Source organism: Sulfurimonas lithotrophica (genome assembly GCF_009258225.1).
GTDB lineage: Bacteria > Campylobacterota > Campylobacteria > Campylobacterales > Sulfurimonadaceae > Sulfurimonas > Sulfurimonas lithotrophica.
Window position 1 is genome coordinate 99,673 of the sequence record NZ_CP043617.1, and the last position, 21,024, is coordinate 120,696.

Sequence of the window (21,024 nt, forward strand, 5' to 3'; positions counted from 1 at the left end):
TAAGGCTCTTTTGCATTAATGCTTGAAAATAATAAAAATATTAGAAAGATACTTTTAAAAATCATACTAAATTATAGCAGATTAATGTTGTCTTTTATTGAACCCTGATGTGCCTTTTTTTGCTTCTATATTAAAACCCTCGGCATACTCTTTTAGGTAGTATGGGACGGAACGGCCTTTTAGTTTCATCATATCTTTTAGCATTAACTTTGAAATCACTTCTGCTTCGAGTTTTTTTACTTCTTTAAGATATGTGAACATAAGTTCACCCAGTCTTAAAAGCGATATCTTATATGTTGAATCCGTTTGTGAGTATATCCATGCAGAAAATTTATAAAAATTCTCAAATACGCTACCGTTTTGCCAAATAAGTTTAACGGAGTTTTTGAAATTTCCGCTGTTATATGTCAAATCCCAAAATCTGGCAAAACGTTTCATTATTTGAATATCTTTAAAACTAAGCAGGTCATTTTTTAATATATCGTAAGGAGGATAGTCGCTATATACCATACCGAAATCTATGTCATGTCTGTTTATATATGTACCGGAGAGTTTTTTAAGTATGCCGATTTGAATCTCGCATGAACTAAGTCTGACAAGCTCATCCAAGTTTTTGCCAAAACTCTCTAATGATTCACCCGGAAGTCCTACTATCAAGTCAAGATGGATATGTGCAGATGTGTCTTTTTCTAAAAATTCTATGTTTTGTTTGATTTTATCAAGTTTGAGGTTTCTTGATATATTGTTTGCAACATCCAAGTTAAGTGTCTGGATGCCTATTTCAAGCTGTAGTGCTCCGTGTGGAAATTTTTGTATTTTTTCCTTTAAAGATGCAGGAAAATGATCGGGTATTACTTCAAAGTGCGCAAAATACGGCGGCTCTTTTTCTAAAAAGAAATCTAAGATTATGTTTGCTGTTTTGATGTTTATGTTAAAAGTTCTATCGACAAATTTAAAAGCTCTTGCACCCCTGTTCCAAAGTTTTTGAAACTCATCAAGTGTTTGTTCGATATTAAAAGTTCTTACTCTCTCATCCATTGACGATAAACAAAACTCACACTCAAAAGGACAACCGCGGGATATTTCAACATAGATATATCTGTTTTTTATATCATCATCGCTGTAAAACTCATATGGAAGTTTTAACTCTTTTAGATTTGGCATAGTTTGTTTTATGATTTGTGTTTTTTGTTTGGTTTTTTTTGAGATTTTTATCTCTTTGCACAGCTGGTAAAAGGCTAAATCCCCTTCGCCTTGTATTATATAATCTGCATCTGAATAATCAACTCTAAAAGGCTCATGTGAAACCTCCGGACCACCTAAAACTACAGTAGTTTCGGGAGAGACTTTTTTAAGTATATGTATAAGCTCTCTAATCTGGGATGCATTCCATATATACGTACCTAAACCTATGATGTCAGGGTTTTCGTTTAAAAGTTTTTCCGCAACGCTTTGGAGAGAATCATTTATGTTAAATTCCAAAATTTTTGCATTTGTTTGAAACTCGTTAAGGTTTGCGTATATATAACGCAATGCCAAAGACGAATGCGTATATCTTGAATTTAGCGTCGATAAAACAATTTTCATTTAATTTATAATCCATAATACTTATTTAGTTCAATTTTAATTTTTTCATGCAACTTCATAATCTTTTGAAAGTAGATATTTTTATCTATCTCTTTGTTATTAACTACTTCATTGGCTAAAGCATGTATTTTTCCATGTAAATCATCGATATTTTTAACGGATTCACTTGAAAAATATTTTTTTGCATCGTTTTTTAACCATTTTGCAAAACTGCATTTGTGTTTGTCTAATTCCGGATATACATTGTTTACAGGGTCATCTAAATATTTTTTTAAATTTTTTATCCATTGTTTGTGTTCTACCGTAGCATATAAAGCCGAGTTGTCGTGAAAAAACTTTTTGGAATTTTCTTCCCAGTCTTTGTACCCTTTATATGACTTTAACCACTCTATAACTTCATTTGATGGCATAGGTTTAGATAAAACATAACCTTGTGCATTATAACAGCCCAGTTGTATCAAAGTGTTTCCATGCTCAATACTCTCTACACCTTCGGCTATTACGTCACATCCAAATGCTTCTGCAAGACCGAGTGTAGCTTCAAGTATGGAAAGACTTGCTCTGTCTTCTAACATATCCATTACAAAGCTTTTATCTATTTTTAGGGTATTTATACTTAAGTCTTTAAGGTAACTAAGTGTAGAGTAACCCGTACCAAAATCATCCAAAGCTATTTTAAAGCCAAGTTTTTGAAAGGTTTTAATCATTCTTTGTGCTTGCAAAATATCATCAAAAGCATGAGTTTCCAGTATCTCAAACTCTATTTCGCTTGGAGATATATTTGGGTATTTTTCCAAAAGAGATTTTAAAAGGTTAAATGTTTTTATCTCTTTAAACTCATGCGCGCTTATATTTATGCTTAGTGAAAAATCATAACCTGCTTCTTTCCATTTGGAGAACTGATTAAAAGCCGAAGTTACAACCCATTCACCTAAAGATAACATAAGTTCTTTTTCCGTATTTATTTGAGGTAAAAACTGATCTGGATAAAGCATCCCTCTTTGCGGATGCTCCCACCTTAATAAAGTTTCAAATCCTATGATTTTGTTTGTTCTCATATCTGCTTTTGGTTGGTAGTGTAAAACAAAGTGATTTTGTTTTAAAGACTGTTCAAAATCTTGAATAATATGCAGATGCTCTTTGATTGATGAATCAATATCTAAGTTGAATATATGATATTGGTTTTTCCCGAGTTTTTTTGCATCGTACATAGCCTGTGCAGCTTGACGCAGTAAAGCTTCAGGGCCTATCTCATTTTGTTGTGGATAAAAAGTAACCCCTATGCTTGAGGTTATAGTAGATATTTGCGAAGCATCTTTAGGGTTTGGGATATTTTGTTTTAAAACCTCTAAAAAACGATTTAAATGAAGCATAATATTTTTTGTATTATCTAAATTTGCCAAGGCTACTACAAATTCGTCTCCGCCGAGCCTTGCAACAAAATCTTCTTTATTAAGAAGAGTTTTTATTTTTTGCGATATTTTAATCAGGACTAAATCTCCTGCTTCATGTCCGTGTTTGTCATTTATATCTTTAAATCCGTCTAAATCTATATACAATAAAGCAAGATGTGTATTATCTTCCTTTGTTTTGTATAAAAGTTTTTGAATAAGTTCGTTAAATAAAAATCTATTGGGCAGATCCGTTAACATATCATGTTTAGCCGTATAATCGAGCTCTTTATTATGTTGCTCGATTTTAAGTCTCGATTTTTTTATAGCATCTAACATAAAGTTAATTGTTTTTGCCAAAGAGGATATCTCTTTTGGTCCGCTAAAGTCGATTCTGTTTATAGGTATTCCGTCATTATCTTGTATTGAAAGGGTGTATGAAATATTTGATATCGGCTTGATTATAAAATAGTATATGCTTAAGTAAAGCAAAAAAGTTAAGATAAATGTAATTAAAATAAAATCAAAAATAGAATCTTTAATAAGTCGGTTTAACTTATTCTCAAGATTTTTACCTGAAATATAAATGCTAATAGAACCTATTTCTTCGCCTTTTGATGAGAGTACTTTTTTGCTTTGAAAAAAAAGTGCTTTTGTTGTAAGCTTTTTATGTTGTTTGTTTGATGGATCGAAATCTACTATTTTTCCGGAACTTAGTTTTATTTTACCGCTTATATAAGCATCGCTACTAAGTATTTTTCCCATATTATAATCTTTGACTATGATGGCAAGGTGTTGACTCAGTTTCATCTCATTATTTAAAAGCTTGTCATATTCGTTAACGGCATACGATTCGATAAAGGTTGCAATATTTTTTTCCAAGACATCTATTGTTTTTATCGAGTCTGTTCTCATTTTTAATACGGTATCGGTTTTAATAGTGTTGTAAGTGGAACTTGTATGTAGGGCTAAAACTACCAATACCGTAAAAGTGATAGTTAGGGCTAGCGTAAAATACAGGGATGGTTTATATTTTAGTTTTAACATTTTTTTCACTTATTTTGTTTTAGTCCCAGAACGTTTCTTTTTATCAGAGAAATATTTTCTTGCATATTCTCAGCCGATATTGCCAAAACGGGAACTTGCTGATTGAGTTCTACTTTTAAACCCTTCAGATGCGAGTCTAAACTTAAAACCGCTTTTTCACCTATAAGAAAAGGTTGTTGCATCGCTGCCGCTGTCAATATACCTTTTGGTATTAAATCCATAAAACTAGGTTCGGCATCAAAACATATAAGTAGTATTTTATCTTTTTTTCCGCTTTTTATTACGGCATCTAATGCAGCTTGGTATTTGTCTGAACCTTGTAGCCAGATTGCCCGTAGTTTAGGGTCATTTTTTATAAGTTTTATAGAAAAGTCATATGTCTCGGCATATGAAAAATCTACTTGTTGGTATAGATTTGAACTTTGTATTTTATGTTGGCTTAAAGCTTTCATAAAACCTGCCGTTCGTTCCTTGCCGTTATCTCTGCTTTGAGGAATGGCTATAATACCAACACTGCCTTTTTGCCAATTACGTTTATACATCTCTTTGGCAAGTATTTTTCCTATTTTATATGCACCGTCTTTATTGTTTGAAGATATATATGAAATATATTTTCCACCTTGCGTTCCTATATCTGCAATTACGACAGGGATATGAGCATTTTGTGCCAGTTTTAAAACAGTAACCGCAGCAGAAGAGTTAGTAGGAGAGAGTATGATACCGTTTACTTTTGTTTTTATTGCATTTACCGTATTCTCAAGCTCTTTTTTTGCACTGTTATCCGCACTGTATATATCTATTTCGTATCCTAGTTCATTTGATTTTGAACTTATACCTTTTGACATAATATTCCAAAACGGTATATTCATATCCGAAACAAGATAAGCTATTTTTTTATTAGAGGCATCAATATCCAATGCGTATATATGAGTGTTTGAGAAAAAAACTATTGCGAGCGTAAAATACGTTAAAAATCTGTAAATAAACATATAATATTATAGTGAAATTAGTTTGAAGTTTCAATGTAGATTAAATAAACTTCAGCCAAGCAGATAAAAAAGGGGAAAAACTCAGCTGAAGCCAAAATAATGATAAATATTATTTTGTTCTCGTTTATGTAAAAAAGGGGAAACATAATTGAGATAAAAAAATTGTACTGTAAAAAAGTAAACAAATAATTAAATAAAACTTAAACCGATTTGGTTATCACAAAAATGTAATTATTTTCTATATTCCAGTAACATTTCATCCAATAAATTGTATAACTTACTTGAATTATTTTCTAAATTTAAAAAATAATCGACTATTTTTTTAGGATTGTCATATTTTAATACCTTGCCATCTTCAATAAACTCTTTTACCTTTATAGCCGCGTTATGGACTTCACTATGAGGTTTATCTAAATCTTTAAATGTTTTTAGATGACCAAAACGCTCTTTACCCTCACTTAAATACCATTTACCCATTCTACAATTTTGGTGATCACTTACCTTATATGATTTATTTTGTTCAAGCGTTGCCGAATATGCATTTGATTTAAACAAGATATGGTCAACTTTTACGAGTGTAGTATATAGTCTGTTCTGGATATCTACAGCTACATCGGAAGAACTTTGTGCGTGTTGGTTTAATTCGCTAAATGTTCCCTCGAAATTTCCTATAAGTTCCGAAGAACTTTGTGCAATGTCGGAAATATTATCTGAATTTGAACGCATTTCATTTGCCTCTTGTTGAAGAGTAGATATATTCATTTCTATCTCGCTGGTAGCTTTTTGTGTACGTTCAGCAAGTTTACGAACTTCATCGGCAACAACGGCAAATCCACGACCGTGTTCACCCGCACGAGCAGCTTCAATAGCGGCATTTAGTGCAAGAAGGTTTGTCTGATCGGCAATGTCTTTAATAAGTCCTACAACCTCTGATATTTCCCTGCTTCTACCCTCTAAAGATATAATAGCTTCGTGAGAAGATGATATAAGCTCAACCAAATTACTTAATCTATGGGTCATGTCTATTACGCTGTTTAAACTTTCTTGAGATTTATTAGCCGTATTGTCCGAGAGTGAAACGATTTTACTGGATTCACCTTGTGCCTGAATCAAATCTTTTTGTATAATATTTAAACCAGAAGCAATACCACCGCCTAGGGTGCTTAATTGTTCAGATAGTTCACCTCTTAATTTAGTTTCATATCCTGCTGCAATAGAATCGATAGCTTCGGTTAGGTGTCGGGCAGTAGATCTAAACGCACCGTGAAGTCCGGATGAGTAATTTTTTCTATATGTTTTCCCCACGGATGCATTTTGTATAGTTGTTTCTGTATCTCGCATAAAAGCTTCAAGTTGGTCTAATACATCGTTAACATCCCAGGCAAAATTTGAAAATTCCGAATTGTCGTTAGGTATGTTTGTAATACGATTTTCAAGTTTTCCAAGTGCCGCTGCTTTTAGTACTACGGAAGCTTCTTTACAAATATGCAGGTTATAATCTTGATGTTTTCGATGAGGAATAAACATTGATATTATAATTATAACTACACTCAAAGCTGCCAAAATAAAATCAGAAACGATAAATGCATAAACGGTTACGGCGATTAAGCCTGTAAATAATACAAGATAGTTCTTATCCTTGAAGAGAGATGACAAGTTCATCATACGATACTCCTTTTTCAAATAACAAATTTTCTAAAATTTTTTCCGAAGCTTCCATTCCGCCCGTTTTTTCAGCTTCAATCATTTTTTCGTATATCGGTTCAATAATTTTTATTGCTTGGGGGTTTGGTCTTCTTCTAACGGAGTAATATCCTATAATATTTTCGTTTTCATCTAATGAAGCGGTTATGTTTGCATAGACCCAGTAACCGTTTGAATTTTTTGTTTTGTTTAAAACAAAAGCAAAAATTTCCTCTTTTTTTTCAATTCTGTCCCAAAGCAACTTGAATACGATTTTTGGCATTTTGGGATGTCTTATAATACTGTGGGGTTTTCCAAGAAGTTCGGCTTCTGTGTATTCTGCCATGTCCATAAAAATTTTATTGACATAAGTAATTTTACCCTTTTTATCTGTTTTTGAGACTATAAAGTCTTCATCTTTCATCTCTTTTATCACAATTTACCCTTTTTTATAATCACTAATATTGTTATTAACACAATATATTATCATATTTTTTTTAATAATCAAATGATGTATATTACTTAGATATAATTCCGTATGCAAATACTCTTATCCTTATTTTATTTTTTTTATTTTGCACTTATAGGCGTATATATTATTTTTATGCCGAAGGTATTAAATATAAGCGGTTACAGTGCAAGTGAAATCGGTATTATTTTTGCAGCGGCTCCGCTTGTACGTTTTGTTGTACCTTTTTTGTTTATACGCGGTTTAAAACTCGATACAAGAAGCTTTAATACGGCTCTTATTATTTTACTTGCTTCTGCTGTATCTTTTTATTTTGCATTAGATAGTTTTTACAAACTTTTGTTTTCAAACATAGGTATAGGAATCGGACTTAGTTTGGTACTGCCTTATGTTGAATTGATATCTTTAAATATACTGGGTAAAGAGCGTTACGGAAAAATAAGGCTATTTGGCTCAATCGGTTTTATAAGTGTGGCACTTGTCTTGGTAAAGTATCTATCAAATCCTTCAACGGCACTTACCTACCTGTTGATTTTAACTTTTTTTACCGTTATCAGCTCATTTATTATTGTTCGCGGTCAAAAAGATACTTTAAACAAAACTAGCAAAGAAATTAACGATATAAATATCTTAAAAGATTGGAGGTTATGGGTTGGTCTTACCCTGATGCAGGTTGGTTTCGGACCTTTTTACAACTTTTTTACCATCTATGAAACCGATGCGGGCGTGAGTTTGGATATGACTATATATTTGTGGAGTTTTGGCGTAATCGTTGAGGTATTTATGCTTTTTTTTCAAGCTAGATTTTTAAGAAAAAATCTGCTTTTAGTATTGCAAATCACAACATTGGCAACGGCTTTTAGATGGTTTTTGGTTTTTTTATTTCCGCAGAATTTAACTGTTTTATTTTTCTCGCAATCGATTCACGCACTTAGCTTTGCACTTTTTCACTCTGCTGCCATATCTTATCTTTTTGCACTATATAGACACAAATCTTTGGCACAACAGATGTTCTCGGGTATAACTTACGGATTCGGTGCATTTTTAGGGGCTTTATACAGCGGTTATATATATGAATATCTACCGACTTACCTGTTTTTGAGTGCAGCACTTATAGCGTTTTTAGCGAGTATGAGTTTGTATTTTTGGGAGAAAAAAGTAAAAGTTAGTTGAAATCTTTTTTTGACTTTTCAATCTCCAAAGAGATTAGATAATAGATATTTTGTTGTTTCGAGTTTAATTTAAAAAGCAATTGTCTGTATTTCAAATAAGTTTTCCATGGAGTTTTGCTTTGGTTTTTTCTACCTCTTTTAATCAGTTCAAACGATACCGCCGCATTTATAAAACCTTTTAAAAGTTTTATCTCGTTTGAATTTTTAAACCTGTTTGGATACCAGATTTTTTCCAAAACTTCATGAGCATTATAAAAATCTTTTTGTTTTAGAGAGTTTACAAACTCATCAAAATCTTTAATCGTTATCATCGATTAGCATCATGTTTTTTCTCCAGTAACCCCTGCCGCCTTTAAGTGAGATGCAGTGATGCTGAGGAAATTTTTCTTTATATTCGTTTAGTCTGTCTAACGTGGCTTTTCCGCTGTCGCAATAAAATACAAAAACACTTCCCTCAGGGTATTTTGCCAGCTCATAAGGGTTGTAAACTACAGAAGCTGCTTTATCGATAGGAGAGAGTATGGTATCAACAAGTATTACCTCTATACCTTCTTTTTCCAGCTTTTTTTTATTTTCTAAAAATTCTTTTTGCGTCCATTCATCAGGATAGCTCATTATAAGCCTTTTATTTTATAATCTTAGGATAGAATTATACTATGTCTAAGAAAAATAAGAAAAATACTAAAATTAACCAAAGAATTAAAAAATATTTTGATGATGACCCCTTTGACGTGGGGATTGAAAGAGTCGAGAGTGAAGTACTTAGTGAGTTGTTTCATTATCTTGGCATCTATGAGGTTGCACACTCAAAAGAGTTACTTGTAAAAACAGCCAGAATGGTTTGGAGTGAAGCCGATAGTTCAATAAGAAAACTTATTTTGGAATTTTTTGCAAACAACAAAAAAATATACGTCTCAAACAAACCAAAAGAACCGGAAGAAACAACGCTTGAAAAAATAGATGAACTCTTACAAGAATATACTCTTACAAATGATGAGGTAACTCAGATTTACGGCGAATTTGCATCACAAAAAGCAAAAAAAATAACTGCCGATAAAATCTATTCAAAACTGCAATATATACGTCATGAACAAAAAATGATGAAACTTCAAAAAGCGGTTGATGGGATTTTTGATATTGATGATTCTTTAGAGTTTAACGCAGATATACACTACGTGTTGTTAGGGCAAAGTTTTCATAAAATTCATACTATAAATACAAAAAAATATGAATACAAGCATCTGCAGGAAACGGATATAGAGGAGCTTGTAAAAGAGATAAAAGCCGATAAAGAGAGTGCAAAACAAAGTTTTCAAAAAAGAATAGATGAGTTTATAAGCTCTATTCCTAGCCCACATACTATTTTAAGCGATAAAGAGATTGTCTCATCTCTTCGTTCATCTCCTCCAAAAGCCAAACAAAAATATCCTCTGATTAAAGAAGATATCTTAAACGAGTTAATCTCAAAGCATCTTAGTCTGATATCTTTAGATGTCCATAACGAAGAGTTGATGCTTGGGGTTGAAGAGTATATAAATCTGCCTTATTCAGAGGAAAGATTTAAATACAAGCTTGATTTGCATATAGAGATAAACTCGTTTTTAGAGTCCGTTTGGAGGGATGAAGAGTTAGATTTTGACGATGTATTGCATGAGGCAAAAACCGAGCATGAAAAACATTTTTTAGAGGAGCTTGCATATCTGGTAAACGAGTGTAAAAAAATATCAAGCACGTTAAAATTAAGTGATGCAGACTTATATAACAAAATATATGAACATTTGCTTGATATACTGCCTACGTCTTTGATTATAACTCCAAAAATTTCCAGAAAAGTTCAAAAACGTTTTATCTACTCTATTCAGGGAGAGATTATAAAAGCTCAAAAGCATGCACTTTTAGCGCAAACTATACGAGATTTTAAAAATCTTTTTCCACTTGCACGCTCCATAAAAAGAAAACTAATTCTTCATATAGGACCTACAAACAGCGGTAAGACATATCAGGCGATGCAGAGTCTAAAAGAAGCGGATACGGGATACTACCTTGCACCCCTTAGACTTTTGGCACTGGAGGGATATGAGGGTTTAAAAGATGACGGGGTAGATGTGTCTTTGATAACAGGAGAGGAGCAAATAATAGATGCAGATGCTACACATATAAGCTCAACCATAGAGATGCTTAATTTTGAAGTAGATGTAGATGTGTGTGTAATCGATGAAGTTCAAATGATAGGCGATAGTGAGCGTGGCTGGGCTTGGGCAAATGCTATTATCGGAGCTCCTGCAAACGAAATAATTATGACTGGCTCACCAAATTCCAAAGAAGCTGTTATTGCACTTGCGGAATATCTTGGAGAAGAGCTTGAGATTATAGAGTTTGAGCGTAAAAATCCTCTAAAACTTTTACCGACGGCTACAAATGCAGACGATGTACAAAAAGGGAGTGCTATTATCGCTTTTTCAAGAAAAGACGTACTTCGATTAAAACAAAATTTTTCCAAGCAGTTTGATGTAAGTGTAGTTTACGGAAATCTATCGCCCGAAGTAAGACGTGAAGAGGCAAGACGCTTTCGCGAGGGTGAGACAGATCTTCTTATAGCTACAGATGCAATAGCAATGGGGCTTAATTTACCGATAAAAACTCTTTTATTTTCAAAAGCAGTAAAGTTTGACGGAAATAACGACAGGGAATTAACCGCAAGTGAGATTCATCAAATCTCGGGTCGTGCGGGAAGATACGGACTCAATGAAGAGGGATATGTAGGGGCTTTATACAGTGATGTTTTAAAAATCATCCATAAAAATTTCTACAAAGAAGCAAAAAAAATAGAGATTCCTTTTAAAGTTATGGCAAATCTCGGGCATATTCAACTTGTTGCAAGTATATTAGAAGAGAAATCTTTGTATGAGATACTAAAGTTTTTTGTAAAAAATATGGAGTTTAACGGTCCTTTTATAGCTTCTAATCTTGAAGATATGCTCGAAGCTTCAAAAATAACGGATGAATATGACCTCGATATTGCTACGAAGTATCATCTCTCATGTGCACCTATTACCCTAAAATCGCCGTATATAGTATCGGTTTTTGAAAGTTATATAAGAAAAATAGAACAAAAACACTCGATTGATTACATACCTCCTCAGCTTATCGGAAAATATGCCAAAACTACGCAAGATTTGCTTTTAGCAGAAGATATGGTTAAGGAGATTTCACTTTATCTATGGCTTTCATATAGGTTTGGAGATTATTTTTTAGATCAGGAAAAAGCGAGACGCTATCGTGCTACTTTAAATAAATATATTGAGAACTCTCTGCATCAAAGCGGGTTTGTGCAGTCATGTAAAATGTGCGGGGCGACGCTGCCTCCAAATACAAAATACAATATTTGTAACTCTTGTTATAAGAAAAATTACGGTATTAAAAACCGTAAGCGTAACAGAAGGTATTAAAAACTTCTGTTAACTTTTAAACTGGTTGATAGTAGAATCAAGCTCGGTAGCTATCTCAACTAAGATTTTTAGCTGGCTTTCGATATCTGCGGTACTTGTATTATTTGAGCTTGACAATGCTTCAATATCGTTAATGTCTTTTATAATTTCTTTTACGTTATTTGACATTTTTTTAGAGTTCTCTGCAGATTGACAAGCTATTTTATTTGATTCTGCAATAGCATCAGAGGTGCTGTCTATTTTTTCTTCAACTTCATGTGAAATCTCGGATAAGTTTTCTATTTTGTTGGCATTAGTTTGCATCTTGTCGCTTACGTCGTTTATGGATTGAACAATCGTACTTACGTTCATATCAATTTCACTTAAACTTTTTGTAGTACGTTCTGCCAGCTTACGAACTTCATCTGCAACAACCGCAAATCCGCGACCGTGCTCACCTGCACGTGCAGCTTCAATAGCAGCATTTAGAGCAAGAAGATTTGTTTGTTCTGCTATATCTTTTATAACGTTTAGAACTTCTTTTACACTGTCTGCATCGCTTCTTAGACCTACAAGTTCTTGTGATAATTCATTTTCCGATTCAACAAAAGTATCAACCTCGTTTGAGAGTGAACTTAGCGAATCTTTTGCGGTATTTAGTTGAATTTGTGTTTGTGCAACGTTTTCCTGAGTCTCTTCAACAGCTTGGATATTTTCGTGAAGAAGGTCTTCAATAGATTTGGTTTTTACAATGGTTTTTTCTATTATCTCGCTTTCTTTTTCAGTGGTAGCTTTGATAACGCGACTTGAGTCTTCTATTCTGAGAGATATTTGATAGTTTTTTTCGCCGAGTGTTTTTACTTCATTTACGGTAGTTTGAATCATCTCTATGAAGTTGTTCATCTCTTTTGCGGTATTACCGAACTCATCATCGTTTTTATGATGAACTCTTTGAGTTAAATCTTTTTCACCGCTAACAAGGTCTGCTACCCTTTGTGTCAGTTTTTTAAGAGGTATAAATATCTCTTTTGCAAAGAAAACCGAAGCTCCTACGGCAAAGATTAAGCCAACGATTATCATTGTCACGATAAGGGTTATATTTGTGCTGCTAATATTTTCATCGTTTTCATCAAGTGAAATTACTAAATCCATAGCACCTAGTACATAACCTTCTTTTGCATTATAGTGACAACTTAAACATCTTTCTTCTGCAATCATCGGTTTAATCATTCTAATAGTGTGATGATTATTTTCTTCCGTTTCGATAAGTTTGGTGTTTTTATTTTCTAAAACTTCGCGTATAAGTGCATCTTTAGTATATGGAGTGTTTGGAGAATATACTTCGTGTACGGCTTTTGATTTATGAACTTCCAAGTGTTCTATACCTTCTATCTCTTGAGAAGCTTTTAGTGCCTGCTGTACTACACCCGGATCACCCATCATCATACTCGTGGTCATAGTTTGAAATATAGATTTGCTAAGCATCGACAAAGATTTTCTTGACGTGTTATTTGATATATCTTGAAGTGTGCTTGATAGATAAGAACTTATACCGATAAGTCCAAGTATACTTAAAAGAGACAATGAAAAAATAACTTTAGATTTAATAGTTTTAAGCATGATTTTAATCCTTCGTGTAATCATTAGAATATAATACAATACAATTGGACTTATTATAAGACTTGTTGTCTTTGAAGTATATTAAATTATGTTAGCTAAGTATAACTTTATTGCTCTTTTGTACAAAATAGAGTGTTTTTTTATCGCCATAGTTTATCTTTTCACAAAAAGCATTTTCTAATGTTATATTATCGTATAGACTTAAAAAGGTTTTTATAACCCCGCTGTGGGTAACTATAAGAATATTTTCATATTTTAAATTCGGTAAAAATTCAAAAAAAAATTCATCTATTCTTTTTGTAAAATCTTCTATGCTCTCGCCGCCTAATGCAGATATCCATTGCTCAAAACTCTCATATGTGATATTTTTGCTATCACAAATCTCATCGTAGGTTTTCCCTTCATCTTCACCCCAAGACTTTTCTCTTAGCCTATCTGTATAGATTATATTTTCAAGATTGGAAAAATATTTTAGGCTCTCTTTTGCACGGATAAGATCTGAGCAAAATACTGCATCGTAGTTTTCGTTTTTTAACTCATGTGAAAGTTTTTTGGCTTGAATGTAACCGTTTTTTGAAAGTCCTATATCTATATGACCGTTATAGCGTCCCAGATATTTTTCCTCTACTTCACAGTGGCGAACAAGTGTTAATCTCATATAAGTCCAAATACGACTATGTTTAAGAGAATCAATTCGCTTACTTCAATAGTAAAACCGTAAATATCCCCGCTAAGTCCGCCATAGCGTTTTACAAAAAACTTAGAGACTATAACAAGAGTTAGCAATGAGATTAAGACTAATTTCCAAGATAAAAGTATTGCCAACAAAATGGTAAACAAAGCTGCAAATATAAGCTGTGTTTTACTAAATTCATCCTTTGCAAGTTTTGCCATACCGCCACCTATATAAGGAAAAAAGTATATAGCCAAAACAGCGTTAAAACGTGAGAGCAAAAGTATGAAAGGCAAAAGGTAAAATGATTCCAGAAGCATAAATGTAGATGCTTTTAAAATTAAAAATACAGCTGTGATTATCATGCCCATTGCACCGATATGCGGGTCACTCATAACTTCAAGGGCTTTCTCTTTTTTAACGTACAAACCATCTATGGTATCTGCAAAACCGTCCAGATGCAAAGCCCCCGTAAAAAGAACAAGCAGGGCGAATATAATAATGTTTAGATGTGTAGATGCTACAAAAGGCTCAAGCAAAGAATGAATACCAAAAAGGGTAAAACCTAAAATCAAACCAACCAGTGGGAAAAACATGACGGCATAACCGTTGATGCCTTTAAAAAAATCATGCATTTTAAAAAAAGGCAGGGTTGTGAGCATTGAGACCGAGAGTGCGAAACCTTTTAGTATTTTTTTCATTTTATCTTTGTACTTATTCCAGCGACCGTATGAAACACTTTATCACACTTCGCGGCTATCTTTTGAGAAATAATTCCGCTTAAGTCTATAAACTCACGAGCTAGTTTATTATCGGGGATTATTCCACCTCCGACGTCGTTTAAAACAAACACTATGGAGTTTTCAAGTTCTAAAAGTGTTTCTATCTCTGCGTATATCTCTTTGTGGGGTTTGTTGTGAAAAAGCATATTGTTTATCCACATACTTATACACTCTATGACAACAATATCATCACACTTTGATACGGTTTTTGAGAGTTCTAAAGACTCTTCTACGGTTATGAACCTATCTTCTCTTTGTTTTTTGTGAAGCTCTATCCTTTGTGCTATCTCTGCATCTATAAACTCGGTAGTGGCGAGGTAGTATGGTTTTGTTTTGGCGTGCATGAGTGTAAACTCTTCAGCATTTTTGCTTTTACCGCTTTTGATTCCACCTATAAAAAGAGCCTTCATATATCTACATCATCCCATACATTATAAGCTGGGTTGCATCTACAACACTTTTGTTCGTCTGTCCATTTGCATTTGCGTAAGCTAGTGCCGCACCTGCACCCACACCCTCTTTTGCTTCACCCTCATCATACTTTTTAAGTACGGGTATTTCTGCATCTGAGAATGAGAGCTCGGTATATACAGCATGTGGAGTGTAGCTTAAAAAACCTAGAAGTTTTTTGATGTCTGAGTTTGCATCGTTTACAACCCAAGCCGTAGTAGCAAGTGTAAGGTTTTCTGAGTTTAAGCGCATCAAAACATCCTCGCGAAGTTTGTCGGCTATAAGCAGACATGCCGCCATCTGTGTACCGCCGCCTAAAACTACGTGAAATCTTTTCGTAGCTTCAAGTAAAAATCCGGCACAGAATATAAGCATATTGTCACTTACAATTCCAAGCTTTTCAAAGTTGGGCATATCTGCATCTACAAGTGATAAAGCCTCATCTATGGTCTTTTGTCTTATGTCCTTTGGTACATCTTTAAAGCTTGATGAGAAACAGCCCTTTGCATCGTAGCCTAAAGCAAGCACGGATGCCGCGGCGGTCGTAGTTCCGCTTGGTGTGCTCTCACCCAAAATAAGGTAGTTTCCTTTTAACTCATAACTTTTTCCATAAGCCATACCCTTGGCAAATACCTCTTTTGCATCTATATTTGCACCTTTGTTTATAGCATCTGAGGGCTCAATGCCAAACTGATGCAAGATGGTGTTTTGAGGTTTGATATCAAGTCCCAAGTCAAGTATCTCAATAGTCTCATATGCATCCAAATTATGAGCCGCACGAGTTATGAGTGCAGGTGTAGGCACACCGCTAGGTGTCTCTGCGATTTCTGGCATAGAGTATAGTTTTTCATTTACTATAAACTCTGCATCGAGTGTAGGGGTATATGGGATTTTTCCTGGAATTCCAGCTTGTGTGATGCCTTCTATCTCGCAGGTTTTTGTAACTGATGCTGCAAGTAAGAAGTCGGCTTTTCCTCTTGGGAGTGAATCTAATTTATCTGTTAAAATATTTTTTGTTTGCAATTTAATGTAGCCTTTCTAAAATGTAATTTATATCTATATGTTTATCTATATGCGAAGTAAAATCTTCTATGCTTTTTCTCTTGTATCTTTTAAAATTGTACCCTTTATATTTTGGGTTGATTTTGTTAAAAATCTTGTACCTTATCTCGTCATTGTCAAAAAGACCATGGATAAATGTACCGTAACAGCTTTTCTTTTGTTTGTATATATCTTTGCATACACCGTTGTGTATCTCGTAACCCTTTATTTTTATATCAAAAATTTTATACTTTGATTTTTTAACGATTTTTTTCTTTTTAAACTCTACCGAGCCTTTAAAAATTCCAAGCCCTTTTGTCATAACTTTGTTTGTTTCAACAGCTTCATAATCAAATATATACTGGGACATCATCTCGTATCCGCCGCAGATGCCGATAACGGTCGTTTTAGTGTTTTTGATGTACTTGGCAAAGCCTTTTTTTCTAAGATAAATCAAGTCATCTACAACTCTTTTGCTTCCGGGTAAAATGATGGCATCGCAAGATGGAAGTTCGTTCACGTTTTGGATAAACACTAGTTCTATCTCTGCATCTGCCACAAGCGGCTCAAAATCGGTAAAGTTGGAGATATGCGGAAGTTTTATAACTCCCACTTTTAGTTTGGCTTTTTTGGTATCTTGCACATAACCCATTATGGACTGGCTGTCTTCAAAACCGAGATTAAAACTTTTGTACGGGACTACTCCCAATACTTTTAGTCCAAAATCTTTTTCTATGATTTTTATACCTTCATCGAAAAGTGAGGCATCTCCTCGAAACTTGTTGATAATAACGCCTATGACATTTTTACGAAGCTTCTTTGGCAGAAGATTATACACGCCCCAGATAGATGCAAATACTCCGCCGCGTTCAATATCCGCCACTAAAATAATTTTAGTGTTAAATTCGTCTGCAATGTAGATGTTTGATAAATCTTTTTCCATAAGGTTCAGTTCCACCGGACTCCCCGCACCCTCGGCTACGATGCACTCATACTTTTGGCTCAAGTTCTCAAAAGCTTTTTTTGCAACTGGTTTTAGGGTGTTAATATCTTTGTAGTAAGAGAGTACGTCTTTTTCTCCGACACTCTTACCGTTGATAATCAGATGCGCAGAGTTGTATGAGCCAGACTTTAAAAGTATGGGATTTATGTCGGGCGTGGTTTTTATGCCAATGGCTTCAGCTGCAAAATACTGAGGGATGGCAACTTCACCGCCTGCATCCGTAACCTGAGAGTTGTTTGAGACGTTTTGTGCTTTAAATGGTGCAACTGAGATGCCACGCTCATGGAGCAGGTATGTTATGGCAAAAGATAGAGTTGATTTGCCAGCGTCCGAGCTTGTTCCAAATATGCTTAGGTGGTTCATTTTTTCTTTAACTTCTTTGCTGTACTTTCAATAGTTTTTATAAAGTCTGTTTCAACTTTTGATAGTTCATTTTTGGTTTTTTCTCTATATTTTTCATACTCTAAACCAGCTTTATCTAATGCTTGTTTATGAGAGATATTTCCTTTGTCTTTTAGGATTTTAAAATCTGATAACTGTAGAAAATCATCAAGCTTTTTAATCCAGTCCTGCATATACATCTGTTTTCTATTTTTTGCTTGAAGTTCCGCAAATTCTAAATACATATTCACAATTCTGTTAAGTATCTCCAGCTCTTCTTTATTTAAATAATTTTTAGCAATGCTAGCTTCATTTTTTGTCGGTTTGCCTCCGCTAAATGAGGTCATACCCATATGAGATTTATTAGCATCTGCTCTTTTATAGATAATTTCAGCTGCAGTATTTCCATGAGCTGCCCAGTGCATTTTGTTTTGTATAGTTTGAAAGAAAAGTATCGAAGTTTCTGACTTTGGGTCATAGTCGATACTTGTAGCATAAATATCTAAAACTTTTCTCCAAAAAACTTTTTCACTGCTTCTTATATCTCGGATGCGGGCTAAAAGTTCGTCAAAATAGTCGTTTTGTGCTTGTTTTAGTCTCTCATCGTCCATCACAAAACCTTTGATGATGTATTCTTTTAATCTTGCAGTAGCCCATTGGCGAAACTTTGTTCCTTGAGGCGATTTTACTCTGTATCCTACTGAGATGATTACATCGAGGTTATAAAAATTTGTGTCATAATTTTTTCCATCACTTGCAGTTGTTCGGTAATTCCGAACAACTTGATTTTCTACAAGTTCCCCATCTTCAAATATATTTTTAATATGTTCACTTATAGTAGATTTTGATTTTTGAAACAGTTCGCAAAGTTGAGCTTGGGTCAGCCAAACTGTTTCATCTTCTAAGCGGGTTTGAATTTTGGTTTGTCCGTCTTCACTTTGGTATATAAGTATGTTTGAGTTTGTCATATTAGTTTTAACTCCTCTGAGATGTCTTTTATTAGTTTACTTAACGGGCGTTTGTTTATATCTTCATCTGTAATATATCCGCAAGTGATAAGACGAAGTAAATCTTCTTTGTTTTTAAATAAAGTTCCTTCATAGCGGTTGAAAAGTTCATCTATATAGCTTTCGTTATAAATAGCTGATTTTTGTATAAGTTCGACTACCATATCACGATGATGTTCATAAAATTCATCAAGTTTAAATGTTTTTTTGGAGTTAAGTGCTTTTTTGTCTGTTGTAAATAATCTTATCTTTATGCTTTCATGGTTATGTAAAAAATCAGCATTTAAAGGTTTAAAACAAAATTTTGTTTTTTGGTGGAAAGATTCAAGGTAAGGATGGATATGTGAATTGATTGAAAACTCTTCTCTTCCTTTAAGTGTTGAATTGCAAATATGACATGATGGAATAAGGTTATAGAATGATAATGCTAAGATAGGATATTTCTCTTTTGAATAAAAATGATCGAACTCAGGACGTGATATTTCTTTATCATTAATGACTGTAAATGTATAGTTCCTATTACAGTATGGGCATACATTGATATTTAATTTTTTTGCCAATATATATCCATGATATTCTATTTTATCTTTTGTTATAAAATTACTATATTCAGTTTTAATGTAATTAAACTCTTCTTTTTTTGTACTAGATAATGTATCAAACCATTTAGCAATCTCATGAAGTTTTTCTGGAGAAGCTTCAAGTATCTCTTTTATAGTATATTTTGATATAGATGGCAGAGGCTCTATTTTTTTTGTTAACTCTTTTACATGTTTATTTAGTGCTTTTGTATTTAAAGGTAGCTTAGTCATTTTGTTTTTTCTCTAGTTCTTCTATACGTTGTTTTAATAAATCTATTTCATCTATTTTTGAAAGTCGTTTGCTATCTAATATTTTTTGAAGCTGTCGTTTTAGTATTGGCTCACCAATAATATTAATATATTTTTGAGCATCTTCATTAGATTTAATTTTTTCACTTTCTACACCATCATTTAGAAAGTTAATTACATCATTAATTTTACTTTTTGCAAACTCCCCCATAAGACCGTCTTGCATAAAAAAACCATGAGATAAAAGGGTATGTATATTTGCTCCAAAAGTTTCTATATCAATATCAACTTGTTTGCCTTCTTTTAAAAAGATTACATTTTCTTTTGGTAAATCTGATAGTATAAATGGTGAGTGAGTTGATAAAATTAAACTTGTTTGAATATTTGAAAGTGCTAATTGAATCATGGTAATCAATTCATTGAGTAGTTTTCTTTGAAATAAAGGATGAAAGGCAGTTTCTATTTCATCTACAAAAATATTAAAGTTTTTTTCTGAATTTTTATAATAATGACGCATGATAATACCAAAGTATGAAATAAGTAGTTTTTGACCTGTACTTAGTTTTCCAAAACTTATATCTTTAGTTTCATCAAAAATTTCTATTTCGATATAAATTGTTAATGGATCTAAAATAATTAAATCATCTTCAAGTATTGATTCTATTTGATATGTATTTCCTATTAAGTTTTCAGATAAGATATCTTTTAATTCATTATAATCTTGTGCACTAAGTTGAATATTTTTAAAGCTTTGGTTTTGCAAGTTCTGCAAATTGTCATTTTGAACCTTTTCACCCATTGACCGATATCTTAAGATTGTGAAATGATTGAATTTTGGTAATTTTAATTTATCAATAATGGCTTGTCCATTTGGTAATTTGGATAAATAATAATAAAAAAATAAAGTGTTTAATTTCATATTAGCGTCAAAAGATACAGGTTCTATTTTACCAAATGCTCCCGGACCACTACTTTCATAATTTCTGGAAGGTTCAAGTGCAAAATATTGATGATATTCTCCTTTAACATTCCATATGTCTCGTTGTCCTGGTGCAAAATCAATTACTAAGTTAAATGTCTCTATATTATTATGTTCATCTTCAAAAACTTCTACATCAGTAATAATATTGAACTTTAAGTTAGATTCTAAATACAGTTTTTCATTGTCATGATAAATATAAATAAATTTTGATTTATCGAATTCTTTATATGTGTTTTTTAAAATAAAATCAATTACACTACTTTTTCCTGCTCCATTCTCTCCAACAATAGTAGTTATATTTATACTTTCTGGAAATATACTTACATAATTATCATTCTCTTCTATTTCTAGTTCACAGTTGTCTTTTAATTTATTTGCATCATCATATTCATCATGAAAAGTACACTTAAATCTAGGCGAAAAATTAAACCCTTGTTGGTGTATATTTTTATAGTCCTCAACCCACAGATAAACCAGCTCCATATTTTC

General features: G+C 33.1%; 18 protein-coding genes. 2 read left to right on the forward strand and 16 right to left on the reverse strand.

From position 1 onward, the window contains the following. Positions 1-81: 81 nt before the first annotated feature. The 5 genes from FJR48_RS00490 to FJR48_RS00510 form a co-directional block, all read right to left on the reverse strand. Positions 82-1,587 carry a B12-binding domain-containing radical SAM protein gene (locus FJR48_RS00490; RefSeq protein ID WP_152306223.1) on the reverse strand — a complete coding sequence of 502 codons (1,506 nt, stop codon included), beginning with the start codon at positions 1,585-1,587 and terminating at the stop codon, positions 82-84. Between the two features lie 5 nt (positions 1,588-1,592). After that, a complete protein-coding gene (locus tag FJR48_RS00495; protein WP_152306224.1) occupies positions 1,593-4,025 on the reverse strand; it encodes an EAL domain-containing protein in 2,433 nt (810 codons plus the stop codon). 5 nt (positions 4,026-4,030) lie between these two features. Further along, positions 4,031-5,014 (reverse strand): substrate-binding domain-containing protein, encoded by a 984-nt coding sequence (locus FJR48_RS00500; protein ID WP_152306225.1) that lies wholly within the window; start codon positions 5,012-5,014, stop codon positions 4,031-4,033. Positions 5,015-5,245: 231 nt separating this feature from the next. Continuing rightward, positions 5,246-6,679 carry a methyl-accepting chemotaxis protein gene (locus FJR48_RS12400; RefSeq protein ID WP_277872377.1) on the reverse strand — a complete coding sequence of 478 codons (1,434 nt, stop codon included), beginning with the start codon at positions 6,677-6,679 and terminating at the stop codon, positions 5,246-5,248. After that, positions 6,648-7,121: a PAS domain-containing protein gene (locus tag FJR48_RS00510; protein ID WP_188108636.1), complete on the reverse strand. Its 474-nt coding sequence runs from the start codon at positions 7,119-7,121 to the stop codon at positions 6,648-6,650. Before FJR48_RS00510 ends, FJR48_RS12400 begins: the two co-directional genes overlap by 32 nt. Before the next feature lie 180 nt (positions 7,122-7,301). Here FJR48_RS00510 and FJR48_RS00515 point away from each other — a divergent pair, with 180 nt between their 5' ends. After that, positions 7,302-8,339, forward strand: coding sequence for an MFS transporter (locus tag FJR48_RS00515; protein ID WP_347402074.1), 1,038 nt, complete (start codon positions 7,302-7,304; stop codon positions 8,337-8,339). Here the strand turns inward: FJR48_RS00515 and FJR48_RS00520 are convergent. Both FJR48_RS00520 and FJR48_RS00525 read right to left on the reverse strand, forming a co-directional pair. Continuing rightward, positions 8,332-8,649, reverse strand: coding sequence for a DUF309 domain-containing protein (locus FJR48_RS00520; RefSeq protein ID WP_152306228.1), 318 nt, complete (start codon positions 8,647-8,649; stop codon positions 8,332-8,334). The genes FJR48_RS00515 and FJR48_RS00520 overlap by 8 nt on opposite strands. Then, positions 8,636-8,953 (reverse strand): hypothetical protein, encoded by a 318-nt coding sequence (locus FJR48_RS00525; protein ID WP_152306229.1) that lies wholly within the window; start codon positions 8,951-8,953, stop codon positions 8,636-8,638. The genes FJR48_RS00520 and FJR48_RS00525 overlap by 14 nt, the downstream gene beginning before the upstream one ends. A gap of 41 nt (positions 8,954-8,994) precedes the next feature. Between FJR48_RS00525 and FJR48_RS00530 the strand changes: the two genes are divergently transcribed. Continuing rightward, the gene (locus tag FJR48_RS00530) at positions 8,995-11,787 is read left to right on the forward strand and encodes an SUV3 domain-containing protein (RefSeq protein ID WP_152306230.1); all 2,793 of its coding nucleotides are present in this window, start codon (positions 8,995-8,997) and stop codon (positions 11,785-11,787) included. A gap of 9 nt (positions 11,788-11,796) precedes the next feature. On the opposite strand, the gene FJR48_RS00535 is transcribed toward FJR48_RS00530, so the two are convergent. The 9 genes from FJR48_RS00535 to FJR48_RS00575 form a co-directional block, all read right to left on the reverse strand. Then, on the reverse strand, positions 11,797-13,386 hold the full coding sequence (locus FJR48_RS00535) for a methyl-accepting chemotaxis protein (protein ID WP_152306231.1): 1,590 nt from the start codon (positions 13,384-13,386) through the stop codon (positions 11,797-11,799). A 91-nt stretch (positions 13,387-13,477) separates the two neighbouring features. Beyond that, positions 13,478-14,044, reverse strand: coding sequence for a histidine phosphatase family protein (locus FJR48_RS00540; protein ID WP_152306232.1), 567 nt, complete (start codon positions 14,042-14,044; stop codon positions 13,478-13,480). Then, complete coding sequence (locus tag FJR48_RS00545; protein ID WP_152306233.1) at positions 14,041-14,760, reverse strand: adenosylcobinamide-GDP ribazoletransferase; 720 nt, start codon at positions 14,758-14,760, stop codon at positions 14,041-14,043. The genes FJR48_RS00540 and FJR48_RS00545 overlap by 4 nt, the downstream gene beginning before the upstream one ends. Next, positions 14,757-15,251 carry a bifunctional adenosylcobinamide kinase/adenosylcobinamide-phosphate guanylyltransferase gene (locus tag FJR48_RS00550; protein ID WP_152306234.1) on the reverse strand — a complete coding sequence of 165 codons (495 nt, stop codon included), beginning with the start codon at positions 15,249-15,251 and terminating at the stop codon, positions 14,757-14,759. The genes FJR48_RS00545 and FJR48_RS00550 overlap by 4 nt, the downstream gene beginning before the upstream one ends. Before the next feature lie 4 nt (positions 15,252-15,255). Next, positions 15,256-16,314, reverse strand: coding sequence for a nicotinate-nucleotide--dimethylbenzimidazole phosphoribosyltransferase (locus tag FJR48_RS00555; protein ID WP_152306235.1), 1,059 nt, complete (start codon positions 16,312-16,314; stop codon positions 15,256-15,258). Position 16,315: 1 nt separating this feature from the next. Next, positions 16,316-17,698: a cobyric acid synthase gene (locus FJR48_RS00560; RefSeq protein ID WP_152306236.1), complete on the reverse strand. Its 1,383-nt coding sequence runs from the start codon at positions 17,696-17,698 to the stop codon at positions 16,316-16,318. Next, the gene (locus FJR48_RS00565) at positions 17,695-18,684 is read right to left on the reverse strand and encodes a virulence RhuM family protein (protein ID WP_152306237.1); all 990 of its coding nucleotides are present in this window, start codon (positions 18,682-18,684) and stop codon (positions 17,695-17,697) included. Before FJR48_RS00565 ends, FJR48_RS00560 begins: the two co-directional genes overlap by 4 nt. Beyond that, positions 18,681-19,535: a hypothetical protein gene (locus tag FJR48_RS00570; protein ID WP_152306238.1), complete on the reverse strand. Its 855-nt coding sequence runs from the start codon at positions 19,533-19,535 to the stop codon at positions 18,681-18,683. Before FJR48_RS00570 ends, FJR48_RS00565 begins: the two co-directional genes overlap by 4 nt. Next, a complete protein-coding gene (locus FJR48_RS00575) occupies positions 19,528-21,018 on the reverse strand; it encodes an ATP-binding protein (RefSeq protein ID WP_152306239.1) in 1,491 nt (496 codons plus the stop codon). The genes FJR48_RS00570 and FJR48_RS00575 overlap by 8 nt, the downstream gene beginning before the upstream one ends. Positions 21,019-21,024: the final 6 nt, after the last annotated feature.

Coding starts and splice junctions, on each gene's coding strand:
- FJR48_RS00490 (WP_152306223.1), bottom strand. CDS start 1,587: ATGAAAATTGTTTTATCGACGCTAAATTCAAGATATACGCATTCGTCT.
- FJR48_RS00565 (WP_152306237.1), bottom strand. CDS start 18,684: ATGACAAACTCAAACATACTTATATACCAAAGTGAAGACGGACAAACC.
- FJR48_RS00535 (WP_152306231.1), bottom strand. CDS start 13,386: ATGCTTAAAACTATTAAATCTAAAGTTATTTTTTCATTGTCTCTTTTA.
- FJR48_RS00540 (WP_152306232.1), bottom strand. CDS start 14,044: ATGAGATTAACACTTGTTCGCCACTGTGAAGTAGAGGAAAAATATCTG.
- FJR48_RS00500 (WP_152306225.1), bottom strand. CDS start 5,014: ATGTTTATTTACAGATTTTTAACGTATTTTACGCTCGCAATAGTTTTT.
- FJR48_RS00520 (WP_152306228.1), bottom strand. CDS start 8,649: ATGATAACGATTAAAGATTTTGATGAGTTTGTAAACTCTCTAAAACAA.
- FJR48_RS00495 (WP_152306224.1), bottom strand. CDS start 4,025: ATGTTAAAACTAAAATATAAACCATCCCTGTATTTTACGCTAGCCCTA.
- FJR48_RS00525 (WP_152306229.1), bottom strand. CDS start 8,953: ATGAGCTATCCTGATGAATGGACGCAAAAAGAATTTTTAGAAAATAAA.
- FJR48_RS00545 (WP_152306233.1), bottom strand. CDS start 14,760: ATGAAAAAAATACTAAAAGGTTTCGCACTCTCGGTCTCAATGCTCACA.
- FJR48_RS00530 (WP_152306230.1), top strand. CDS start 8,995: ATGTCTAAGAAAAATAAGAAAAATACTAAAATTAACCAAAGAATTAAA.
- FJR48_RS00510 (WP_188108636.1), bottom strand. CDS start 7,121: ATGAAAGATGAAGACTTTATAGTCTCAAAAACAGATAAAAAGGGTAAA.
- FJR48_RS00550 (WP_152306234.1), bottom strand. CDS start 15,251: ATGAAGGCTCTTTTTATAGGTGGAATCAAAAGCGGTAAAAGCAAAAAT.
- FJR48_RS12400 (WP_277872377.1), bottom strand. CDS start 6,679: ATGATGAACTTGTCATCTCTCTTCAAGGATAAGAACTATCTTGTATTA.
- FJR48_RS00570 (WP_152306238.1), bottom strand. CDS start 19,535: ATGACTAAGCTACCTTTAAATACAAAAGCACTAAATAAACATGTAAAA.
- FJR48_RS00515 (WP_347402074.1), top strand. CDS start 7,302: ATGCCGAAGGTATTAAATATAAGCGGTTACAGTGCAAGTGAAATCGGT.
- FJR48_RS00575 (WP_152306239.1), bottom strand. CDS start 21,018: ATGGAGCTGGTTTATCTGTGGGTTGAGGACTATAAAAATATACACCAA.
- FJR48_RS00560 (WP_152306236.1), bottom strand. CDS start 17,698: ATGAACCACCTAAGCATATTTGGAACAAGCTCGGACGCTGGCAAATCA.